The sequence below is a fragment of the Marinococcus halotolerans DSM 16375 genome (assembly GCF_000420725.1).
Taxonomy (GTDB): Bacteria; Bacillota; Bacilli; order Bacillales; family Marinococcaceae; genus Marinococcus; species Marinococcus halotolerans.
The window spans coordinates 13,829-34,577 of the sequence record NZ_ATVM01000002.1 but is presented as its reverse complement, the minus strand read 5'-3'; the positions used below and the strand labels follow the sequence as shown (position 1 = coordinate 34,577).

Annotated in this window: 18 protein-coding genes; 6 read left to right on the top strand and 12 right to left on the bottom strand. The window is 50.9% G+C overall.

The window, feature by feature from the left end; genetic code table 11:
• Positions 1–54 precede the first annotated feature (54 nt).
• Positions 55–1,494, top strand: a complete 1,440-nt coding sequence (locus G548_RS0101575) for a DUF2254 domain-containing protein (protein WP_022792396.1) — start codon at positions 55–57, stop codon at positions 1,492–1,494.
• Positions 1,495–1,540: 46 nt separating this feature from the next.
• Here G548_RS0101575 and G548_RS0101570 read toward each other — a convergent pair whose 3' ends face one another.
• Positions 1,541–2,701 carry an alpha-hydroxy-acid oxidizing protein gene (locus tag G548_RS0101570; protein ID WP_022792395.1) on the bottom strand — a complete coding sequence of 387 codons (1,161 nt, stop codon included), beginning with the start codon at positions 2,699–2,701 and terminating at the stop codon, positions 1,541–1,543.
• An 18-nt stretch (positions 2,702–2,719) separates the two neighbouring features.
• Positions 2,720–3,976: a CYP152 family fatty-acid peroxygenase CypC gene (cypC, locus tag G548_RS0101565; RefSeq protein ID WP_022792394.1), complete on the bottom strand. Its 1,257-nt coding sequence runs from the start codon at positions 3,974–3,976 to the stop codon at positions 2,720–2,722.
• A gap of 117 nt (positions 3,977–4,093) precedes the next feature.
• Between cypC and G548_RS0101560 the strand changes: the two genes are divergently transcribed.
• On the top strand, positions 4,094–4,582 hold the full coding sequence (locus G548_RS0101560) for a cupin domain-containing protein (RefSeq protein ID WP_022792393.1): 489 nt from the start codon (positions 4,094–4,096) through the stop codon (positions 4,580–4,582).
• 68 nt (positions 4,583–4,650) lie between these two features.
• Here the strand turns inward: G548_RS0101560 and G548_RS0101555 are convergent, their stop codons facing one another.
• The 5 genes from G548_RS0101555 to G548_RS17030 all read right to left on the bottom strand — a co-directional run bounded on the left by G548_RS0101555 (position 4,651) and on the right by G548_RS17030 (position 10,726).
• Entirely contained in the window at positions 4,651–5,685 is a 1,035-nt protein-coding gene (locus G548_RS0101555) for a hypothetical protein (RefSeq protein WP_022792392.1), read from the bottom strand.
• Positions 5,686–5,805: 120 nt separating this feature from the next.
• The gene (locus G548_RS18670) at positions 5,806–6,705 is read right to left on the bottom strand and encodes a hypothetical protein (RefSeq protein ID WP_022792391.1); all 900 of its coding nucleotides are present in this window, start codon (positions 6,703–6,705) and stop codon (positions 5,806–5,808) included.
• A gap of 40 nt (positions 6,706–6,745) precedes the next feature.
• The gene (locus G548_RS0101545; protein ID WP_022792390.1) at positions 6,746–7,537 is read right to left on the bottom strand and encodes a hypothetical protein; all 792 of its coding nucleotides are present in this window, start codon (positions 7,535–7,537) and stop codon (positions 6,746–6,748) included.
• Positions 7,538–7,561: 24 nt separating this feature from the next.
• Positions 7,562–8,032 (bottom strand): hypothetical protein, encoded by a 471-nt coding sequence (locus tag G548_RS0101540; protein ID WP_022792389.1) that lies wholly within the window; start codon positions 8,030–8,032, stop codon positions 7,562–7,564.
• 264 nt (positions 8,033–8,296) lie between these two features.
• A complete protein-coding gene (locus tag G548_RS17030; protein WP_022792387.1) occupies positions 8,297–10,726 on the bottom strand; it encodes a bifunctional diguanylate cyclase/phosphodiesterase in 2,430 nt (809 codons plus the stop codon).
• A gap of 298 nt (positions 10,727–11,024) precedes the next feature.
• On the opposite strand from G548_RS17030, the gene G548_RS0101525 reads away from it, so the two are divergent.
• Complete coding sequence (locus tag G548_RS0101525; RefSeq protein ID WP_022792386.1) at positions 11,025–12,107, top strand: GGDEF domain-containing protein; 1,083 nt, start codon at positions 11,025–11,027, stop codon at positions 12,105–12,107.
• 60 nt (positions 12,108–12,167) lie between these two features.
• Here the strand turns inward: G548_RS0101525 and G548_RS0101520 are convergent, their stop codons facing one another.
• The 3 genes from G548_RS0101520 to G548_RS0101510 all read right to left on the bottom strand — a co-directional run bounded on the left by G548_RS0101520 (position 12,168) and on the right by G548_RS0101510 (position 16,322).
• The gene (locus G548_RS0101520; RefSeq protein ID WP_022792385.1) at positions 12,168–14,528 is read right to left on the bottom strand and encodes an FdhF/YdeP family oxidoreductase; all 2,361 of its coding nucleotides are present in this window, start codon (positions 14,526–14,528) and stop codon (positions 12,168–12,170) included.
• Between the two features lie 126 nt (positions 14,529–14,654).
• Positions 14,655–15,011, bottom strand: coding sequence for a Na-translocating system protein MpsC family protein (locus tag G548_RS0101515; protein WP_022792384.1), 357 nt, complete (start codon positions 15,009–15,011; stop codon positions 14,655–14,657).
• Between the two features lie 57 nt (positions 15,012–15,068).
• Positions 15,069–16,322: an L-lactate MFS transporter gene (locus G548_RS0101510; protein WP_027847130.1), complete on the bottom strand. Its 1,254-nt coding sequence runs from the start codon at positions 16,320–16,322 to the stop codon at positions 15,069–15,071.
• 377 nt (positions 16,323–16,699) lie between these two features.
• On the opposite strand from G548_RS0101510, the gene G548_RS0101505 reads away from it, so the two are divergent.
• The 3 genes from G548_RS0101505 to G548_RS17025 all read left to right on the top strand — a co-directional run bounded on the left by G548_RS0101505 (position 16,700) and on the right by G548_RS17025 (position 19,006).
• Positions 16,700–17,578: a polysaccharide deacetylase family protein gene (locus tag G548_RS0101505; protein ID WP_022792382.1), complete on the top strand. Its 879-nt coding sequence runs from the start codon at positions 16,700–16,702 to the stop codon at positions 17,576–17,578.
• A 72-nt stretch (positions 17,579–17,650) separates the two neighbouring features.
• Complete coding sequence (locus G548_RS0101500) at positions 17,651–17,977, top strand: hypothetical protein (RefSeq protein WP_022792381.1); 327 nt, start codon at positions 17,651–17,653, stop codon at positions 17,975–17,977.
• A 15-nt stretch (positions 17,978–17,992) separates the two neighbouring features.
• Positions 17,993–19,006 (top strand): CobW family GTP-binding protein, encoded by a 1,014-nt coding sequence (locus G548_RS17025; protein ID WP_022792380.1) that lies wholly within the window; start codon positions 17,993–17,995, stop codon positions 19,004–19,006.
• Between the two features lie 20 nt (positions 19,007–19,026).
• On the opposite strand, the gene G548_RS0101490 is transcribed toward G548_RS17025, so the two are convergent.
• Together G548_RS0101490 and G548_RS0101485 are read right to left on the bottom strand one after the other, a co-directional pair.
• On the bottom strand, positions 19,027–20,193 hold the full coding sequence (locus G548_RS0101490) for an MFS transporter (RefSeq protein ID WP_022792379.1): 1,167 nt from the start codon (positions 20,191–20,193) through the stop codon (positions 19,027–19,029).
• A 149-nt stretch (positions 20,194–20,342) separates the two neighbouring features.
• Complete coding sequence (locus tag G548_RS0101485; protein WP_022792378.1) at positions 20,343–20,696, bottom strand: hypothetical protein; 354 nt, start codon at positions 20,694–20,696, stop codon at positions 20,343–20,345.
• Between the last annotated feature and the right edge of the window lie 53 nt (positions 20,697–20,749).

The following is a 20,749-nucleotide window of genomic DNA, read 5'->3' as shown; positions in this document are numbered from 1 at the left end:
TGCTTAACTGTAGCAGAAATAATACAACTCCCAGAAAAGAAAGCGGGTGAAACGATGCTTCATATGCTGTTTCGAATGATGCCGGCGCCGGTCAAGCGGCTGATCAGTATGTCTTCGCGCCAGCGCTGGCATGAAACACGCGCCAGCCTCTGGGTGCTGCCGGCCATTTATATTTTCATTGCCGTACTTTTATCAATTATTTCATTCTGGATTGAGTTTAGCCTGCGGCCCGGATGGACGCTGCTTTCAGCATTCACGACGGAGTACTCGCTCACCCAGACGATGTACAGCACGATGCTCTCCGGCGTCCTGACGCTCAACGCGTTCACCTTTAACTCCATGCTGATGGTGCTGACGAATATGTCGAACCAGTTCACGCCCCGGGTGCTGCTCAATTTCATTTCCAACCGCCGCACCCAGCACGCCATCGGCATTTTCAATCTTTGTTTTTTCTATCTGTTGATCGTATTTTTCTTTTTGGACTCCTCGATCAGCCAGTACACAGTCTTTCCGATTGCCGGCGTGCTCGCGACCGCCTTTTCGGTACTGAATTTCATTTTGTTCATTAATCATGCCACCAAATGGATGCAGCCGCCGAGTATTACCACGGATATGAAAAAGCAGTCCGAGGAACGGATTTTGAATACGCTCTACTACGACCTTGAAAAGTACCGGGCCGATAACCCGGACCATCTCAGCCTTTCTTATCTGCCGCAAAAACAGCAGGAGAAGGCGCAGAAGGTAGCCTGTGAAACATCCGGATACCTGCAGATTATTGATTTTGGCAAACTGATCCAGGAAGCACAGAAGGACGGCATCGTTCTCCAGCTGCACTGCAGCATCGGTGATTTTCTGCTTCCGGACCTGACGCTTTTTTCCTACTGGAAGACCGAGGAAACTCCGGTCGAAGAAATCGATGAACAGAAATACCGGCGCATGCTGTTTCTCGGAGACCGGCAAAACGAAATCCAGGATCTCAGCTTCGGCGTTCAGAAGCTGAAGGATATTGCCGTAAAGGCGGTCTCAAACGACGAGCCCGGGACGCTGAAGGACACGCTCTACCAGCTGATTGACCTGCTTCTGTCCATCGCCAAAGTAACCTCCTTTACGCCGTATTTATCCGACGGGGAAAATACGCTGCGTGTCGTTATGAAGCAGGAGTATTTTTCCGACTATCTGTACACGGCGTTTGGGCACATCAGCGTGTATGTTAAAAACGATCCCGTTCTGACCAACATGCTGCTTGAGACACTCGTGCTTCTTGCCCGTTCACTGCCACAGGATAAAAAACCAATCTGCTGGAGCTACGGCCAGGTGGTCGCCCAGTCGTTCGCGGAGAAATTCGCCTATGAATTCGAGCAGCGCTCTTTTTACACTCATCTGCGTACGCTTTCTGTTGAAGCCCGTGACCCGCAGACCTTCCAGAAGCTCGTGCAGGAATTTATCGAAAAAGGCACACTCCCCGCCTCGTATGGAGAGGGAAAAGGTTCATAAACAGGAAAAACTCCCGACAATTGCTTTTGCCGGGAGTTTTTTCTATTCACTTTCGCCGACGGAGCAGCGAACGGTCGATATCTTGAATACGCGCACGCCCGGTCAGTCCCATGGTTAGATCGGTATCAGCCAAAAGATTTTGCATCACTTCACAGGCACCGTTTTCCCCGTCCACGGCCAGGCCGTAAATGTACGGACGTCCGACCAGCACGGCTTCTGCGCCAAGCGCCAGCGCTTTAATGACATCCGCACCGCGGCGGATACCGCTGTCCATCAGCACCGGTACCCTTCCGCCGGCTGCTTCCACCATTTCCGGCAGCATGTCAATCGCCGCTACGGCTCCGTCCACCTGCCGGCCGCCGTGATTGGATACAATTAATCCATTAATATCGTAATCAAGGGCTTTTTTTACATCCTCCGGGTCCAGCACGCCTTTTAGAATAATCGGCAGATCGGTCTGCCGGCGTAAAAAGGCCAGGTCCTCCCAGGACAGCGCAGCATTTGTAAAGATCTCCACAAACTGCTGCACCGCTGCCGCTATATCCTCCTCGGGAGGCTGCTCCAGCTTCGCACGAAATGACGGATCCGACAGGTAATTGGCGATGCCTTCCGCCTGCAGAAACGGTAGATATTCGTTTTCCAGATCCTTTTCCCGCCAGCTGAGCATCTGCGTATCAAGCGTTGCGACAATCGCCGTATAGCCGGCGTGCTCGGCCCGCTGCAGAAAGCTTGCTGTTACGTCTTCGTCCTTGCCCCAGTACAGTTGAAACCATTTTGGCGCGTCGCCAAGCTCTTCGGCAATACGCTCCATCGTAAACGACGAGGCGGTGCTTGCCACGTACGGTACGCCGATTCGCTTCGCCGCCCGGGCGGCCGCGAGCTCCCCTTCTTCATGGGCAATCGTCTGCACCCCGATTGGCGCCATCAGTGCTGGAAACGGGATTTGCTCTCCAAACAACTGCACGCTCAGATCCCGCTCCTCCGTGTTCACCATCATCCGCGGCAGCAGCCGCCAGCTGTCGAGGGCCCGCCGGTTTTCATCAGCGGTGTTTCCGCTCCCGGCTCCATCGGCAATGTAGTGGTACGGACCGTCTGCAAGCTGCTCCCTGGCCTGCTGCTCCCAGTCTTCAAACGATACGGGCAGCTCCTGCTTTTTTGTCTCCGGGTGGTAGATCTTAAACTGGACGTCGTTGCCGTAGCCGGCCATAGCATCCTTCCTTTCTGTTTACTTCCGGGTTACGTGCTTCATGACTATTTTGCTGTGCGGCAGCGTCGGCATGTCGTTAAAGCTGTAGCTCACGTCCTGCTCCGGAATTTCGTACGTCATCCGGTTGGCCAGGTAATCCAGGCTTTCTTTCATAATCTCCACTGTAATCCATTCTCCTGCACAGCGGTGCCCGTAGTCGTAGTCACCGCCGCCCTGGGGGATAAAGCTGAACGGGCTCTCCTTCCACTCCTTAAAACGGGCGGGATCAAATTTCTCCGGATTGTCCCAAAGATCCGGATGATGATTCGTTCCGTACAGATCCAGCAGCACGAGCCGGTTTTTCGGAAAGGCGTATCCCTCCCAGGTAAATCCGTCCCTTACTCTTGCCGGCACGAAGGGGAAAAACGGATAAAAGCGACGCACCTCCTGGACAAACATCTTCAGCTCCTGTTCGTCTTTCGACGCCAGCCTTTCCCGTGCCAACGGATGCTGATACACAGCAAGACCGGTGAAATCCACATAGATCGCCACCGCTACAATCGGACGGACGATGTTCAGCACCTCCACCGCCGCCGTATGTGTGTCCAGCAGCTCTCCGTCCAGATCCCGGTGCCAGGCGAATACATAGAGCGCCGTCTGCTCCGGCGGATGAAGCTTGCCTTCCCGTACGTCTGTGACAAGCTCCCTGACCCACTCTTCCATCCGGGCACGGGCTCTCCGCCCTTTCCAGTGCTTTGGACCGATGGAGGATGTCGACTCAATCATCAGCCGGAGCATCTGTGCTTTTTCGTCCGCTTCATTCTGCCGAAACGGCACCCCGGCCCAGTCGCAGGCGGCCTGAAACAGCAGCGTCAATGCCTCATCGTACAGCACAATTTCTTCCCGCCGCTCCCAACGGGTGAGCGCTTCCTCCCAGCGCTGCCGGGCCAGCCGGCGCATTTCCTCAAGGCGTTCCCCGCTCATCAGCGACATGAACGCTGCTTTCCGGTGTTTATGGGCCTCTCCGTCGAGCGTCTGTACGCCGCCTTCCCCGAACAGCGTCTTTAATATTCGCTTGGGGGCTGCGCCGTCGCGTCGGAATTTACTTTCATCGTAAAACAGCCGTCCTTCTTCTTCGCCCCGCATACAGATCACGGGCTCGCCAAGCAGCCTTGTTTCAAAAATATTGGACTGAAAGCCGTGGCTGCGGTTGGAAACAAACAAATACCCTTCCTTCAAAAAATCCAGCGTATGCTCAATGCCTTCTTCGCGCGGTATCTGCTTTGATTCTGGCATAGTATGTGCCGCCCTCCATTGGAATTCAGATTTACAGTATATGTTTCCAGTACGCAGCATGTTCAAACCGGCGAACGTTTATTATACTGAAAACTGCACATAAAAGGAGGGGTCCCCGTGTCCACTGCCAACGATTGGATTAACCGGCTTCAGCTGGAGCCGCACCCAGAGGGCGGCTTTTTCCGGCAGACAATGAAATCGGATGAAACTATTACGACAGCTGACGGAAGAAACCGTGCCAGGTATACGAGTATTCATTTTCTCGTCCGCTCTGGTGAACCGTCGCGCCTGCACCGACTGGAGTCAGATGAAATGTGGTACTACCACACCGGTGCTCCTCTTGACGTGCATATGATTCACCCGGACAGCGGGAGCCATGACATCCTGACGCTTGGTCCAAATCCCGCAGATGGCGAGGTGCTCCAGGGTGTCGTACCGAAGGGCGTCATTTTCGGCGCTGAAATCCGTACCCCGGAGCAGTTCGCGCTGGTCAGCTGTGTCGTCGTTCCCGGCTTTGATTTTGCCGACTTTGAGCTGCTTGCACGCGATGAGCTCACCGCCGCTTACCCCGAACACCGGGAGGTCATTGAACGGCTGACGTGGTAAAACACAAAAAAGCCCGCACATACCTTACCTGTGCGGGCTTAAGTTTAATAACTTGCGCTTTGGAGGATTTAGTTTTTCATCTCCCATACTTTATTATCCAACAATTCAGCTATTTCTTTTGTGCTTAATTCAGAAGTAAATCCTGGGAGATCTGCCAAATCAAAATATCGTTGCCCCATAAGCCCGCCTGGAGTTGGTTTTTTGTATTCTGTTTCTTCAAACCTATCGACAAAGAAAAAACGGTGGTCCTTGGCAATTAAGAAGCCCTGCTCTCGTTTCCCTTCTTGAATAACTTGTTTAACAATACTTTTTTGCGCCTCAGTAATATCTTCAATTTGCGTCGCAATTACCGAAAGTTCACCGGTAGCTTCATCGTATTCTATATCGGCACTATTTGTGATTTGACCGATGCCGCGTACTGCTTTGTTTCCATACAAACCTAAGTACTTATGCTGCTGATAGCCGCGGGATGAGGGAGCATAGTACACTCCGTGCTCCATGTTCTGCTCCAGAGATCTGCTTGCCAGCACCACCCGCATTTTTGTATGCGAGTTATCAATCAGCCCCGCTTCATTACAAAACGCTGCATAATCCTCTACTACTTCTCCCAGTCCAAAATGCTGATTTTCGATGATTTCTGCTGCTTTATCACAAATTTCTTTAAACGTTACCGGTACGAACATAATTTTATTATCGCGTTGCTCATTAATCGCCGTTAACTCTTTTGTGATTTTTTCATAATAAGCTTTATCAATAGGGGTTTTATTCACCCAAAGAAGCAGCTGCTGGTCTTCGTTGTTAAATGAGTTATGGTGCTTTATTAACTGCTGAATATGCTCCTGGCCATATAGTTTCGTTTCGATAATGATTTTAAAGCTCTGCTGATGAATTACTCCATCCGGCACGCTCTCTTTTGCTTTCACCTGTTGTTCAAATGACAGTCTTGTATCGATTTCGTGATTTTCTTTTTCAATTAAATTATTTAAAAACTGATTAAATATATCTGCACTGTGATTATACAAACGATTGAACAAAAGCAGGGTGTTATTCGTGACCATATTTTCTTTTTGTGAATACCTTGGGAAATAATGAACCTCAGACATAATAAACCTCCACTGGAATTAAAATATTTAAAGCAAAAAATAAACCACCTGAGCCTGTAGCATTAGGAGGTTTATTCTTATGTTAGCTTTTTGCATAGATAAAGATAGTTAATGTTGGCTTTAATCGTAATAAAAATCCTCTTCCCACTCGGCATTCTGCGTTTCATAACGAAGATCCAGATGTTCAAACACCTCATCCGATTCGGTATTCATGACTTCGACTGCATCCACTACCGGTGTGTTGGTAGTTGTAATTATCTCCTCCAGGGTATCATCTTCATAATAGCTGTACTCATACTCTTCAATTGCGTTGTACAGCTTATCAGAGTAATCCTGCATTTCATCGAGAAATTCCTGATAGGTCATTTGAAACTTGCCGTAACCTTCTGGCGGATTTTGAAGCTCTCTTGCCTCTTCGATTGCTTCGTCCATGGAATAAATATCGGTGGTGGCACTGTTATAATATTCACTATCTATATCCGCGCTGTTGTAGTAGGATTCCGAGGAGACAGCGACATAGGCAAGCTCTTCGTAGACATCGTTGAGATGGTATAAAGCTGTGTACTCATATTCTTCCGCTCCACCGCCTGCATCACCTGTTACTGGTTCTTCCTCTTCCTTACTTTGCTCCCTGTCTGATTCAGAGTCTCCCTCTTCTTCATCACTTGCTTCCGACTCTGCTTCTTCATTTTCTCCGGTCTCTTCAGCTGAAGATTCTTTAGAGGATTCTTCTTCGTCTTCACTTGCCACAGATTCCTTCTCCGAATCGTCCTCCTCTTCCGTTTCCTCCTTCTTCTCTTCCTCACCCTTCGTTTCCTCTTCCGATGAAGCAGTAGTTTCAGGAGCAGCTTCTTCCCCGGTAACAAAATAATAAGAACCGAGGCCGCCAGCGAGTACACCGACCATTAACATAGGTCCGGCTACTCCTCCTTTTTTGATGATAAACAGAAAAATACTAAAGGCTAAAAAAATTGCTCCAAGTACAATGCCGGCAAGCGGCAGTATAGACATCCATTCCAAGGGGTTCCCTCCTTTGTTTAAGCATTTTCAAACCAAAGCTTTAATAGTAATTAGACTCTTCCCAGTCTTCGCCACCCACTTCTTCCACAAAGCCATAGTGTTTGAACGCTTCCTCAGCGCTCATTTCCAAAGCATCTGCTGCCTCCACTAAATATTCAGGTTCTTCGTAAAGAAAAGTGGCTAAGGCACCGTAATAATCTTCATTGTTATAATAATCTTCCACGGCTGTGTAAAGCTCTCCCGACAGATAATATAATTCATCCAAAAAGGCTGCATAGTCCGCTTCAAATTCTTCATATTCTGCAGACGCCGTTTCTTCAGGGTAAATCGCGTAAATCTGCTCATCTAACAGCAGTATTTCTTCGTGCGCCTGTTCATACGTACTGTAATCGTAGCCCTCATCCTCATAATAAATGTGGAGAGCTTCATAAAGCTGTTCGATTTGAACTAAAAGTTCAGTAAGGTCTGTAATTGCCTGCTCTTCATAGGTTTTTCCAGAAGCACCGCTGCCCCCTGAAGAATTCACGTTGGAGTCGCTGCCGCTTTCCGCAGCATCTTCATTTGCTTCTATGTCTCCCATTTCCTGTGAAGCGCTTTGATTCGAATCATTGTCATTATTTTTTTCCTCACTCGACGCACTGCCTGGCGCTACTGGATTTTCGTTTTGCGAGGCAAACAAGAAAAATGAACCGAGACCAAAAGCAAGCACCCCGGCTAAAAGCATCGGTCCGCCGACAGCCCCTTTTCGTTTCACAAACAAAAATATACTGAGGGCAAGAAGAATAGCGCCAATGACGGTAACGGCCAGTAACATAATCTCAGAAATACCCATGCTGGTTCCTCCTCCGTTATGCTGCTAGTTCGTTACAATCCAGTCTTCCATAACCCATTCTTCTTCGTCTCCATCGTATTCGTACCAAACTTCAAACTCTTCCCGAGCCTGTACAGCATTTTCGTTCTGGGCATCTACATACGATTTTGTATAGTAACGATCATCTCCCAAGTATTCCGTTTCCGTGTCTTCAAGCGGAGCCCATTCAGCCGTTGACGGGCTGATTAAATTATCTTCATAAAGAGCATGGGCCTCAGCCACTGCTTCCTTCTCAGATACGCCGCTTGCTTCCAAACCTGTAGAGGCAGAAATAAAAAACATAATTACTGCCCCCATCACGAGACCAGTGGTTGCAAAAACCCAGTGCAGGCCGCCAATTCCTTTATTTTTTGGTTCAAGAGGCGGAGCTTTCACATTAGCGTCTTCCTTGTTTTCTGTGCCGGATGTACGCCGGGTCTCTTCATTCTCCTGATTCTTGTTGTTTTCATCGCTCACCGCGATTCCCCCTTTAAAAGATTTAATGCTTATAACCGATATAGTTATTTAAGCTTAGTCTCATATACCTATTATAGAAAAATAATTTACATTTTCCTACTATAAAATTGAAAAAAATAGAAAAAATTCATTTCTATAGATTTGATTCTATCTTTTTCAGTCACCAATTTTAGCCAAACCACCCCTTGTTCCATATCCCAGGCCCCTTCCCAACGAGCACAAAAAGCCCGTGCAGCCTATGTCTGCGCGGGCTTTCTTCCATTATTAAGATGTGCGTTCTTCATCTCTTTGCTCCCTGCGCACTTCAATTGCTTCAGCCGGGAGCGGCGGGCTGAAGTAGTAGCCCTGGTACTCCTGGCAGGCTTTCTCCGACAGAAGGCTCAGCTGCGAGCTTTTTTCGATGCCTTCAGCAATCACGTTAAAGCCAAGGCGCTGGGCCATATGAATGATGCTTTCCACGATGGCTTCCTCACGCTGGCCGTCCTCGATGTTATCCATAAACGTTTTATCAATTTTCAGCGTATTCAGCGGAAAATCCTTCAGGTAGCTGAGCGACGAATAGCCGGTGCCAAAATCGTCGAGGGAAATGCGGATGCCTTTGGCCCGTATTTGCTCCATAAGCGGCACCGACCGTTGTGGATCCTGCACAATGCTTTCGGTCAGCTCAATCTCCAGGTATTCCGGGGGCAGGCCGGTGGTTTCCAGGATACAGGTCACCATTTTCAAAAAGTCCGGCTGCTGAAACTGCAGGGTCGAAATGTTCACCGACATTCTGTCCACTGTGCTTCCAGCCGCCTTCCATTCTGCCATCTGCCGGCACGCCTCCTGAAGAATCCAGCGTCCGAGCGGAATGATAAGCCCGGTTTCTTCAGCAAGGGGAATAAATTCCCCCGGCGGCACCATCCCAAGCTCCGGATGCCTCCAGCGCACAAGTGCCTCGTAGCCCTTGACCTCCCCGCTCCCAACGTCCACCTGCGGCTGATAGTACAAAAGAAATTCTTCGCTGACGATGCCCTTGCGCAGCCCGGACTCCAGCAGCATTTTTTTGGATACCTCTTCGTTCATGTCCGGGGTAAAAAAGCAGTATTGATTCGCCCCGCTGCTTTTCGCTTTGTACATCGCCGTATCGGCATGCTTTAACAAATCCTCTGCTGTTTCCCCGTCCTCCGGGAAAACACTGATGCCGATCGAGGCTGAAATGAACAATTCATTTTTCTCAATGATGATCAGTTCATTCAATACCTGCACGAGCGAATGAGCTGTGTTTCCCGCCCGGTAGCCGGTCGACTCCGGGAGAATAATGACAAATTCATCCCCGCTCTGCCTGGCCAGAAAATCCGTTTCCCGCAGATGCTTTTTCATCCGTTCCGCTGCAATGATTAAAAGTTCATCGCCAATGCGGTGACCGTAGACATCGTTTACGTTTTTAAACCGGTCCAGATCGACAAAGAGCACAGCCAGGTTCTCAAGAGACCGCTGCTCAAGAATGTGAGTAAGGTGTTCATTCAGCATGCGCCGGTTCGGCAGCCGGGTTAAATCATCCCGGTAGATCAGCTCCTGGATACGCTCGTTCTGCCTCGCCCGCTCCGAAATGTCGCGGACAATCCCCGTGTACACCCTTTGAGCTCCAGTGCCCTGCATGGAAAAGGAGAGCTCGAGCGGAAACGTATGGCCTTCACGGTGCAGCCCTTCAAGCTCTACGAGAGAAGCATGCTCCACCTCTTCGCCGGTTTTGTGGAAGTACTCCACCCTTCTCTGATATGCACTTGGAATAATCACCGAAAGCGGCTCGCCGACAACATCCGCCTGCCGGTGCCCGAAAATACGTTCTGCGGCAGCGTTCCATGAAATAATCATCATATCCATATTGGATGTGATAATCGCATCGTTTGCCGTATGAATAATACCCCGGTACAAATCATCGATATAATCCAGCTGCTCCTTTTTAAATTCCATCTGTCGGTCAAACACGGCTACAATCGTCGTAATAACTAAAATCGTCATAATTCCGATACCGATAAAAATAGACAAAAGCTCCGTCTGAACGGCGCCGCCATCCATGCCCGTCCCGGCGCTTCCGTGCTCAAACGAGGCTCCGGCCATACCCGTGTAGTGCATCCCCGAAATAGCTGCCCCCATCAAAAGCGAGCTTCCGATAAATCCGAGCTCCTGCTGCAGCCGCCGGCGGATAGAAGGCACGGCCGAAAGCAGCCGGAGAGCAGTAAACGAGGCTAAATAAGCGATCACGACAGACAGCGCTACAAGCAGCGGGCTGTACTGAACCTCTGCATTCATCTGCATGGCAGCCATACCGATGTAGTGCATCGACACAATCCCGCTCCCGATAAACACAGCTCCGAGCAGATGCCATTGAACGCGCGGCTTGAAAAATAAAAGAATGAAAAAGGCAAGCCAGCTCGCGGCCACCGCCAACACGATGCTCAGAACGAGCAGCCCTGGGTCATAGGTAACCGTCATTCCCATATCGAGTGCGAGCATGGCGATAAAATGCATCGACCATATGCCGCCGCCAAGACACAGGCCCCCGATCATGGCCCAGACAGCTTTATGCTTCGAACCGGACGTGTTTAAGCGTGCGGCTGCATGAAAGGATGTGTAAGAAGCGAGTACTGCAATCAGCACAGACAGCGCCACCAGCCAGAGGCTGTACGATTCATAAGTAAGGTCCACCATGTTCACCTCTGTATTATTCCATTTTCTGAGTATGTCATATTAAATTATCTATATCTTTTATCGGCGGGAAAGTCAATATAGTTGAATCTCGGACAATTACAGCTGAAATTATACACGTCAGAACCGCGTTAGTGCTTTATAACTAACGTATGTGCGTTTCACCGTATCGTTCGTATTTACTCATTTTCACCTTTTTGTTCCTGCTCATTTTTTTGTGTCACAGAGGTGCTATCATTGGGATAAAACTCTTATTTGAATCTAAGGTTCATTTCGAGAAAAGCTGCGACGGGGGGATGCTATGCTATCAGGATTTTTTATAAATATAACCATTCTTATATCCTTTATCTTTTTGTTTCACCGCCTGCTTTATAAAACACCTTTAAGCACGGCTTCCCCGGTAAAACAAAAAATAGCAGCCGGCGCTGCCAGCGGGCTCTTGGGGCTCGTCCTCCTTGCCTATACCATCCCGCTGAACGAAACGACTATCATCGACCTCCGGCTCGTGCCGGTTACACTGATGGCTGTCTTTGGAGGCTGGGTGCCGACTGTTATTACCGGATTTATTATCGCAGCCGGACGGCTGCTCATGGACTTCAGCCCTTCTTCCTTTCCTGCCCTGCTTCTCATCGCGCTCAGCGTAATGTCAGGCTGGATCGTCCATACGACGGTGCGAACTATTTGGCGGCGGGCGGCCTGGATGGTTCTGCTGACTAACCTTTATATGACTTTTCTGCTTTTCATGATGCCTTTAACCAGCTGGCTGACGGTTGCAGGAGTTTATTTCCTCGCCTCCCTCACCGGCACAGCCATCGCTGTTTATATGTTTGTTCATCTGAACAGGGTGAACCAGATGTTTAACCGCTACCAGTATCAGGCGTACCGGGACAATTTAACGGCACTGTACAACCAGCGCGCCTTTCAGGAGCTGATCGGACAGGCTGCAGAGGAATACCCGGCAGGCAGCCGCTCCCTGTCGCTGTTAGTGCTTGATATCGATTATTTTAAGCAGATCAATGATACGCACGGACACCTAGAGGGGGATATAGCTTTAAAGCAGCTCAGCCATGTAATCGTTGCCTCTATCCGACCGGACGATGTGGCCTTTCGCATCGGCGGCGAAGAGTTCGGAGTGATTCTTTACGACTGCGACGAGACCCACGCGTTAACCATTGCCGAGCGCATCCGTGCCGATGTCGCCCGCACCCCGTTTATCGTTGCCGGGCGCCCCGCTCCCCAGTTCATCACCGTTTCCATTGGGGTGGGATCCTACCCCGAGCCCGGAAAAAATGTCCATGCTTTGTATGAGCTGGCAGACAAAGCGCTGTACCAGGCTAAGCGACAGGGCCGCAACTGCGTCTGTTCGCCAGAACCAGCCGGTTAGATACACCAAAAGAGCTGTCCGTTGAACGGGCAGCTCTTTGCTAATACTATTAGTCTTCCCCTACGCCCCCGGCGTATCCTCGAGGTCATCCACCCGTTTTTCCAGATACTCGGTATCCTTGCGGGCGTTGAATTTTTCGGCCTTTTCCACCTTCACGCCGACATTGTAATCCGGGATTTTCGCAAACTGCTCGTAGCGACCCTTGGGCAGCAGGAAATTGCCCTCCGGAAAATGGACGCCCAGGTTGCCAGAAGCCATATCAGCGATGCGCACCCGGCCCTGGAACACGCCGTACCGGTTGTACAGCACCACCGCTTCACCCTCGGCGAGCCGGTTGTCTTTGGCGTCCGCTTTGTTCATCAGTACATCGTCGCGCTCCGCGCCGTTGATCGGGTCGGTCGTTTTATACACCATCGAATTAAACTGCTTGCCGCGCCGGGTCGTGAGGTAAAAGTCTCCCGGCTGCCGGTTCAGGTCCGGGATTTCGACCGGAATCAGATTGCCGCGGCCGTCCGGCGTCGGGCAGACACCGCCCTCGCACAGCCACGCACCGCCCCACTGAAACACGTCGCCCTGCTTTTTCAAATGCTGGACGCCGTCGTAGTTCGGGTTTGCCTTCGCCATTTCCTCGCGCACCTCGTAGCCGTCCTTAAAATCAACCAGATGCGCCGTTTCCGGCTTCACGCGTTTGGCGAGATCAATGTAGATCTTCCATTCCGCCCGCGCTTCCTCGATTTTGTTTTTGTTGCCTTCAATTTCCGGAGAAAAGTAAACCATCCGCTCGGTCGACGTTGAGGTGCCTCCGTCCTCCTGCTCGTAGCGGGTCTTGGCCGGGAGCACAATCACCGCCTCCTTCGCATCCACAAGCGTTGACGTGTTCAGAATAATGTCCTGGTGCACGCGTACATCAAGCTCCGAGAGCGCCTGTTCCACGAAGTCCGGATCGGGCATCGTTTCAAGGAAATTCCCGCCGGACAAATAGTACATTTTGATTTTCCGCTCGTGGTCTTCCGGAAGCATAATGTTTTCAAGCGTCACCCCGACCACATCGCCCTGCCATTTCGGTACGTCAAAGCCCCACAGCTTTTCGATCCGTTCGATGTTGTCGCCTTTAAAGTCACCGCCGGGAAGCACAAACGGGTCCGCCCCCATTTCCCCGCTTCCCTGCACGCTCGAGTGGCCGCGAAACGGCATTAGGCCGCTGTACTGGCGCCCGAGAAAGCCGCGCAAAAGCGCCAGGTTGGCCACCTGCGAGATGTTGTCGGTCGCAAATGAATGCATCGTGAGCCCGAGCGCCCAGGCGAACACGGCATTTTTGCTGCGGGCGAGCAGGTCGGACAGCTCGATGATGCGCTCCCGGCTCACGCCGGATGACGCCGTAATTTCCTCCCACGACTGCGCTATCACCTGCTGCTTCAGCTCCTCATAGCCGTTCACGTGCTCGTCGACGAATTCATGATTGATCGCGGAGCCCGCTGCCTCTTCCTCCATGTCGAACCAGTGCTTCATGATGCCGTGCATGAACGCAATGTCGCCGCCGATATTAATCTGGTAAAAATCATCCGCCACCTTCGTGCCAAACAGCGCCGACTCCGGGTTCGACGGAATCCAGTACTCGTCCATCGACGGCTCGCGGTACGGGTTAATGACGATAATTTTGGTGCCCTTTTTCTTCGCTTCGAGCATGTATTTGGTGGAAACCGGCGAGCTGTTGGAGGCGACGCTTCCCCAGAACATCAATACGTCAGTGCCGATCCAGTCCTGGTAGTTGGCGGTCGATGCCCCGACGCCGACCGAGCGCTTCATCGCGGTCTTACTCGGTGAATGGCAGATTCTCGAGGCGTTGTCGATATGATTTGCCCCGAGAAACCGCGAAACCTTGGCAGCCACATAGTACGACTCGTTCGTAATGCCGCGCGACGTCAGGTAGAACGCATACTGCTTCGGATCGAGTGCTTTCATTTTATCCGCGATGGTGTCCATGGCATCGTCCCAGCTGAGGCGGGAAAATTTGCGTTCGCCCTTGCGGCGGATCATTGGATACGGCACCCGGCCGAGCTCCCGGAGCTCGGTGCTCGAGTATTCACGCAGCTCATCAATATCCTTGTTTAAAATCTCGTCCTCCACCGCCGGCATCGTATTCAGCCGCAGCACGTTCAGCCGCGTCGTACAGATGTGCGGACCGCTGAGCGTCTGGTCGTACAGCCCGGAGACCCCGAGCGCGCAGCCGTCGCAGACGCCCTTTGTGATAATATTTTTCGCGTAGCCGAGATTATCCTTGTTGTCCCAGGCAATTTTCATCGAATCGCGGATATGCTTGGGCTTTACCTTGCCGAGGCCGAACGGAATCGGGCTCACCCAGTGCTCCGGCGCCGGCATTTTTGCTTTTTTCATTGGTCCCTGATGCTTTGTCTCTCCCATAATCGATAACTCCTCTATGTGTAATAATAAAAAAACCACTTCACGCCCCGGAGCCTGAATCGCCCGGAGCGCAAAGCGGTTGAGTCTTTTGCAGGGTCGCTGCGAAGTGCCTAACCGGCTGTATGTTTAACAGAATTTCTCCTGAATGTTGTCACTGAATACAAAGATCGACATGCCAAAATCCTTTTCGATATCAATATCCACGTACAAATCGACGAACGTGCTGCCGAGAAACTCTTCCATCTCCACCGGATGGTTCTTTTTGTACATGTCCTTCACCATCTCGGTCCGGGCCGCCCGCAGCATCTGTTCGCCGTTGTCGGCGGCGGCGATGAATTTTTCCACCGGCGACAGGTTGCCCTCCATCTCGCAGATGGCCCAGTGCTTGCAGAAGGTCGTGTTGATTTTGCCCGGTCCCTTGCCCATATGCCGCTTGCGGAACGCTTTGACCAGATTGCTGAACTCAGCTTCGTATTTGTTCATTTTTTTCACCTTTACTATTGTAAGCTCTCTAAATTTTATGCCCGGCAGCCGGAAAAATCAACTCGAAAGTCTCTCTTTTTTGGCCGGCTCAGCGTTCGCCTGCTTCAGCTGGCGGATGTCGATACGGATCAGCAGCGATACGAGAAGCGCGACGATAAACATGCTGCCAAAAATCGAAAGCGTGAGCGCGTAGCTTTCGGTCACGCCGCGGATCCAGGAGGCAAGCAGCGGCCCGGCAAGCCCCGCCGCTGCCCAGGCGGTCAGCACGTAGCCATGAATCGCGCCAAGCTGCCTGGTGCCGAAAATATCGCCAATGTAGGCCGGGATGGAAGCAAAGCCTCCGCCGTAGCACGTCATGATCAAAAATAGCGCCAGCTGGAACAGGAGCGCCACGGTCAGGTTCGGCAGCGCAAAGAAGGTGACGATCTGGATCAGGAAAAACGCCGTGTACACGTTCGGGCGCCCGAGATAGTCGGAAATGCTCGCCCAGGCAATGCGCCCGGCGCCGTTGAAAAAGCCCATCAGGCCAACTGTCGTTGCCGCAGCGGCCGCCGACAGACCGGCGATTTCCTGCGCCATCGGAGAAGCGACCGATAAAATCGCAATCCCGCACGTCACGTTAATGAACAGCATCACCCACAGGTACCAGAAGCGGCGCGTTTTGACTGCCTCGTTTGCCGTCAGCTGCGCGAGATCCGGCTTCTGCTTTCCGGCAGCCGCGTATTCCTTCATGTAGCCCTCCGGCGGACGCTCAAGGTACAGCGCCGAGCTCATCATTACCGCAAAATACACCGCCCCTAAAATGAAGAACGTGAGCGGGATGCCGACGCCTTCAATGAGCGACGCCATTACCGGGCTTGCGATCATCGCCGCAAAGCCAAATCCCATAATGGCAAGGCCGGTCGCGAGCCCCCGGCGATCCGGGAACCATTTGACAAGCGTCGATACCGGCGTAATGTAGCCAATGCCAAGGCCAATCCCGCCAAGCATTCCGTAGGTTATGTACAGCAGCCACAGGGACTCCAGCATCGTGGCTGCTCCGGATCCGATCATGCCGAAGCCAAAAAAGCTCGCAGCCACCATTCCAGAGACCCGCGGCCCATGCTTTTCAACGAAATGGCCCATAAAGGCAGCCGACAGCCCCAGAAACAGAATCGCAATACTGAACGTCAGCGACACCGCGCTTAAATTCCAGCCGTACGTATCAATCAGCGGATTGGTGAAGACACTCCAGGCGTAGACCGAGCCGATGGAAATATGAATCCCGACAGCCGCGAGCGCAATCAGCCAGCGATTTTTTGTTTTACCCATTTCTCTCACTCCCCAATATGTAATAATAAAAAAAGCGCCGCCTGTGCCCGCCGGGGAAAAAACCCCAGACAGAAACAGAACGACGCTTAGCTTCAGGCAGGACCTCTGCCGAAATACCAATGTAATCGTTTCCAAAAATATACTCATTTAAAACCGCCAGCAGGATCGCTGCCACGATGTTTAAATGTTACAGCTTTATGAACACCTTTATCATAGCTGTTTTTGGACCGAATTTCAATTGTTTTTTAAACAATATATACTTATATCAACAGGGGGACGGAGTTCAGTTTATACTCATCTGTTTTTTTATTATTTGCAATTTTTAAACAAAAACCGCATCATTTTATTGTAACCATTATTTTCAAGGAGGGGTTTTTATGGCAAAGGAAATATATATCGCTTATGGAGTGGATGTGGATGCTGTAGCCGGGTGGCTGGGATCCTACGGTGGAGAGGATTCCCCGGATGATATCTCCCGCGGATTATTTGCCGGAGAAGTCGGTACGCCACGTCTTTTGAATTTATTTGAAAAATATAATTTGAAAACGACATGGTTTGTGCCTGGCCACTCGATTGAAACATTTCCTGAACAGACAAAAATGATTATCGACGCCGGACACGAAATCGGCGCCCATGGCTATTCCCATGAAAATCCGATTGCCATGACTCCAAAACAGGAAGAAGATGTGCTCCTTCGTTCTCTGGAGCTTATTGAATCGTATTCCGGGAAGAAGCCTACGGGTTATGTCGCTCCGTGGTGGGAATTCTCGACAGTGACCAATGAGCTTCTTCATAAGCACGGCATCAAGTATGACCACAGCCTGATGCATAATGATTTCACACCTTATTATGTACGTGTGGGCGATGAGTGGACAAAAATTGATTACAGCAAGACAGCTGAAGAGTGGATGAAGCCTTTGAAGCGCGGCAAAGAGACCGACCTGGTTGAATTGCCGGCTAACTGGTACTTAGATGATCTGCCGCCAATGATGTTTATTAAAGGATCACCAAACAGCCACGGGTTTGTAAACCCGAGGGACATTGAAGAGCTGTGGAGGGACCAGTTCGACTGGGTTTACGAAAACCTCGATTATGCCGTGTTCACGATGACCATTCATCCTGATGTAAGCGGCCGTCCTCAGGTGCTTAAAATGCACGAACGTTTAATTGAACATTTCAACTCCCATGAAGGCGTAAAATGGGCCACCTTTGATGAAATTGCTGATGACTTCATCCAGCGTTTTCCGAAAAAATAATGTAAAGCTGCTTTAACTGCAGGGAGAGAGACAGCTCTCTCTGTAGTTCATCTTTTTGAAGGGAGTATTTATATGTGTATACTCTGCGGAGAATTTATAGAACAAGTCCATTGGACAGACACGGAAAGGCAGAAGGTGGATACAGTCGTTGCCGGCCAGTACCAACGGGAAAGAAAACGTGCCAGAAACCTTCGTGCCAAAATATGCAGCGATATTTTATCCGGCTACAGCATTAAATTGAAGGAGTGGAATAATAGTAAATTCATTATATCAAACAGCACCGGAAAAACCCGGATCATTCACGACCTTGGACAGGTGTGGCAAGAGGCGGAATCCTTTATTGGCGCCCCCGTGGATCCTCTCGACCCTGAGCTGCTCGAAGCCCTAAAGCAAAAATAATTGGGAGGTATGTACATGAGTGAAAAAATTCCCATCACTATCATTACCGGCTGTCTCGGGAGCGGGAAAACTACCATTTTGAATTACCTGCTTCAAAACACGGCACACGAGCGTTTTGCGGTAGTCGTAAATGAATTTGGCAAAGCTGGCGTGGACCATCACCTCCTGAGCTCCTCCGAAGAAAAAATTTCCCTCGTCAATTCAGGATGTGTATGCTGTAACGCCCGGGAGGATCTGGAAGAGGAATTAAAGCAGCTATTATTCGCCCATGAACAGCAAACGCATATTTTTGATCATATTATCATTGAAACGACCGGGCTGGCAGATCCGTCTCCTATTGTTTACACTATTTTGCATCACCCTATGCTTTCGAACCATTTCTCCATACATCTCATTATTACGGCCGTGGATATTCAAAACGCTTCCATCCAAATGAAAAGAAGTCCTGAATTTGTGAAACAATTGAGCGCTTCTGACCGTGTCGTCCTGACAAAAGCCGACCTTGTTGACGATGAAGAAAAAATACGTATTCAAACGCTCGTTCAAAGTATTCAGCCCTTGGCTCATATTGTAGAAGCCCGTAACGGAAAAACAGATATAGAAGCGCTGCTTCAGCCTTTAGAGCGCACCCGTCCGCATTCTTTTTTCTCTGCTCCCACCGAACCTGCCGCTTCCAGCGTTCAATCCATCTCATTCACCTTTGATCAAAGAATTGATTGGACGGCTTTTACTTTATGGCTCAGCATGCTGCTTCATGCCCACGGTGAAAACGTTCTTCGGGTGAAAGGCCTGCTGAATACCGGAGAGGACTTCCCTGTAAGCTTAAACGGCGTGCAGCATCTTATCCATCCACCAGCCCATCTGAATGAATGGCCGACAGATGCCTTTGAATCCTATCTTGTATTCATTCTGCGTGATATTAACCCCCAGTTGATTCAACAGTCTCTATCAGTATTTCAAAAGTACATTGGCAGCGACGTCGAGCTTTTGGAATACCGCGAGCAAATAGAAGGATCCTTAAACAATTAAGGATCCGTTCCACCTGTATTTTAATGCGGCTTCGCTTCACTTCCCCGCACCCGCGGCGCCCGGTACGCCATCAGCGCAATCGCCATGGCGACCACAACAAGCGCGCTTCCAGCCCAGGAGGTAGCCGCGACGACGGATTGTTCCACGACGATCCCGCCGAGAATGGATCCGATCGCAATGCCAACCTGAAGCGCCGAGGTGTTCACGCTCTGCTGGATGTCCGACGTTTCCGGGGCGACCGCGATCAAATAGCTCTGCTGCGCCGGGGCGATCGACCAGCTGAGAATGCCCCAGATGATGACGGCTGTGATGAAGAGAGCCATCGAGTTCGTCGCAAACGGCAGGATGAAGAGGATGACCGCAAACGAGGCGATGAACGTAAGGGACATTTTTTTGGAGCCGAACTGGTCGGTCAGCCAGCCGCCGACGCCCCCACCGGAGACTGCAGCTGCCCCGAAGATGAAGAACATGGCGCTGATCCAGAACGAGTTCAGTCCCATCGTCTCCTGCATGAACGGATTAAAATAGCCGTACAACGTGTAGTGGCCCGCGAGCACGAGCAGCGTCACGCTGTGGATGCCGACGATCTTGATATCCTTGAGCGAGCGGATCTGCTGGCCGACCGTGACCACCTGCTCCGGCTGCATGCGCGGCAGAAAGCGGACCATGAGCGCACCGATCAGTACCGTGAGCACCGCGATCATCACAAAGATGATGCGCCAGCCGAACGCCTCGCCGATAAGCACGCCGAGCGGCACCCCGAGCACGAGCGCTGAGCTCACGCCCATCGTGACGAGACCGATGCTGCGGGAGCGGTACTTCGCTTCCACGAGCTTCGGGGCCATCGTGAGCGCGAGCACGATAATGAGCGCAGCGCTGGCCGCCGTGACGAACCGGGCTGCCATCAGCACCGCAAACGTCGGAGCAAAGCTTGCGCCGATATTCGCGATGGCAAACACGGCAAGCGCCCACATGTAGACGGTTTTGCGCTCCACGTTGGACGTAAACGAAAGCAATAGCGGCCCCGCCACCGCAAACACAAGGGCAAAAATCGTAATCAGTTGCCCGGCAATCGCAATAGAGACCCCTAAATCGTCCGAAATGAGCGGAAGAATGCCGCTGATAATCAGTTCGACCATGCCGACAATAAACGCCGACACCGCCAGTAAGTAAACACGTGAATTCATAACACAACGACCTTCGAAAGACTCCTTCGTCTTCCGTCCCTTTCTATCCTAAAATCTTCTATTTCATTCTAACACGAACCTTACATTGAAAACGATATGCTGCCTGCACGAAAAAAGCAGCACCCAAACCGGGTCCTGCCTTCTCTCATTTATATCAGCTGCACATTGGGTGTCGTTTTTTCGTGATTCTGGTACTGCCTGGCCATGATGCCTTCCGGGGTAATCTCCCAATTGGTGATCGAAAGCACCAATTCGTGCCGAAAACCGGTCAAACGGCAGGAGGCCAGCTCCTCTATGTGCACCGGGCGCCCCTGCAGTTCCTCCAGCAGCTCGTACGTTTCCGGCTTCCACATCATATATTCGTCGTAAAAGAAGGGAATAAGTAATCCTTCCTTCCACTGCTTCGCCTGTTCGAAGTTAACAATTGCACTATCACGAAAAAGAGAGCCGATGTCTTCCCAACGATCCGAACGGACCTGGGCTGCAATGAATGTGTTTCTCATCTGTGACAACTCCTTTCCTCCCTCTATTCCCAAAAGAAAGGAAAGTTAGTCAT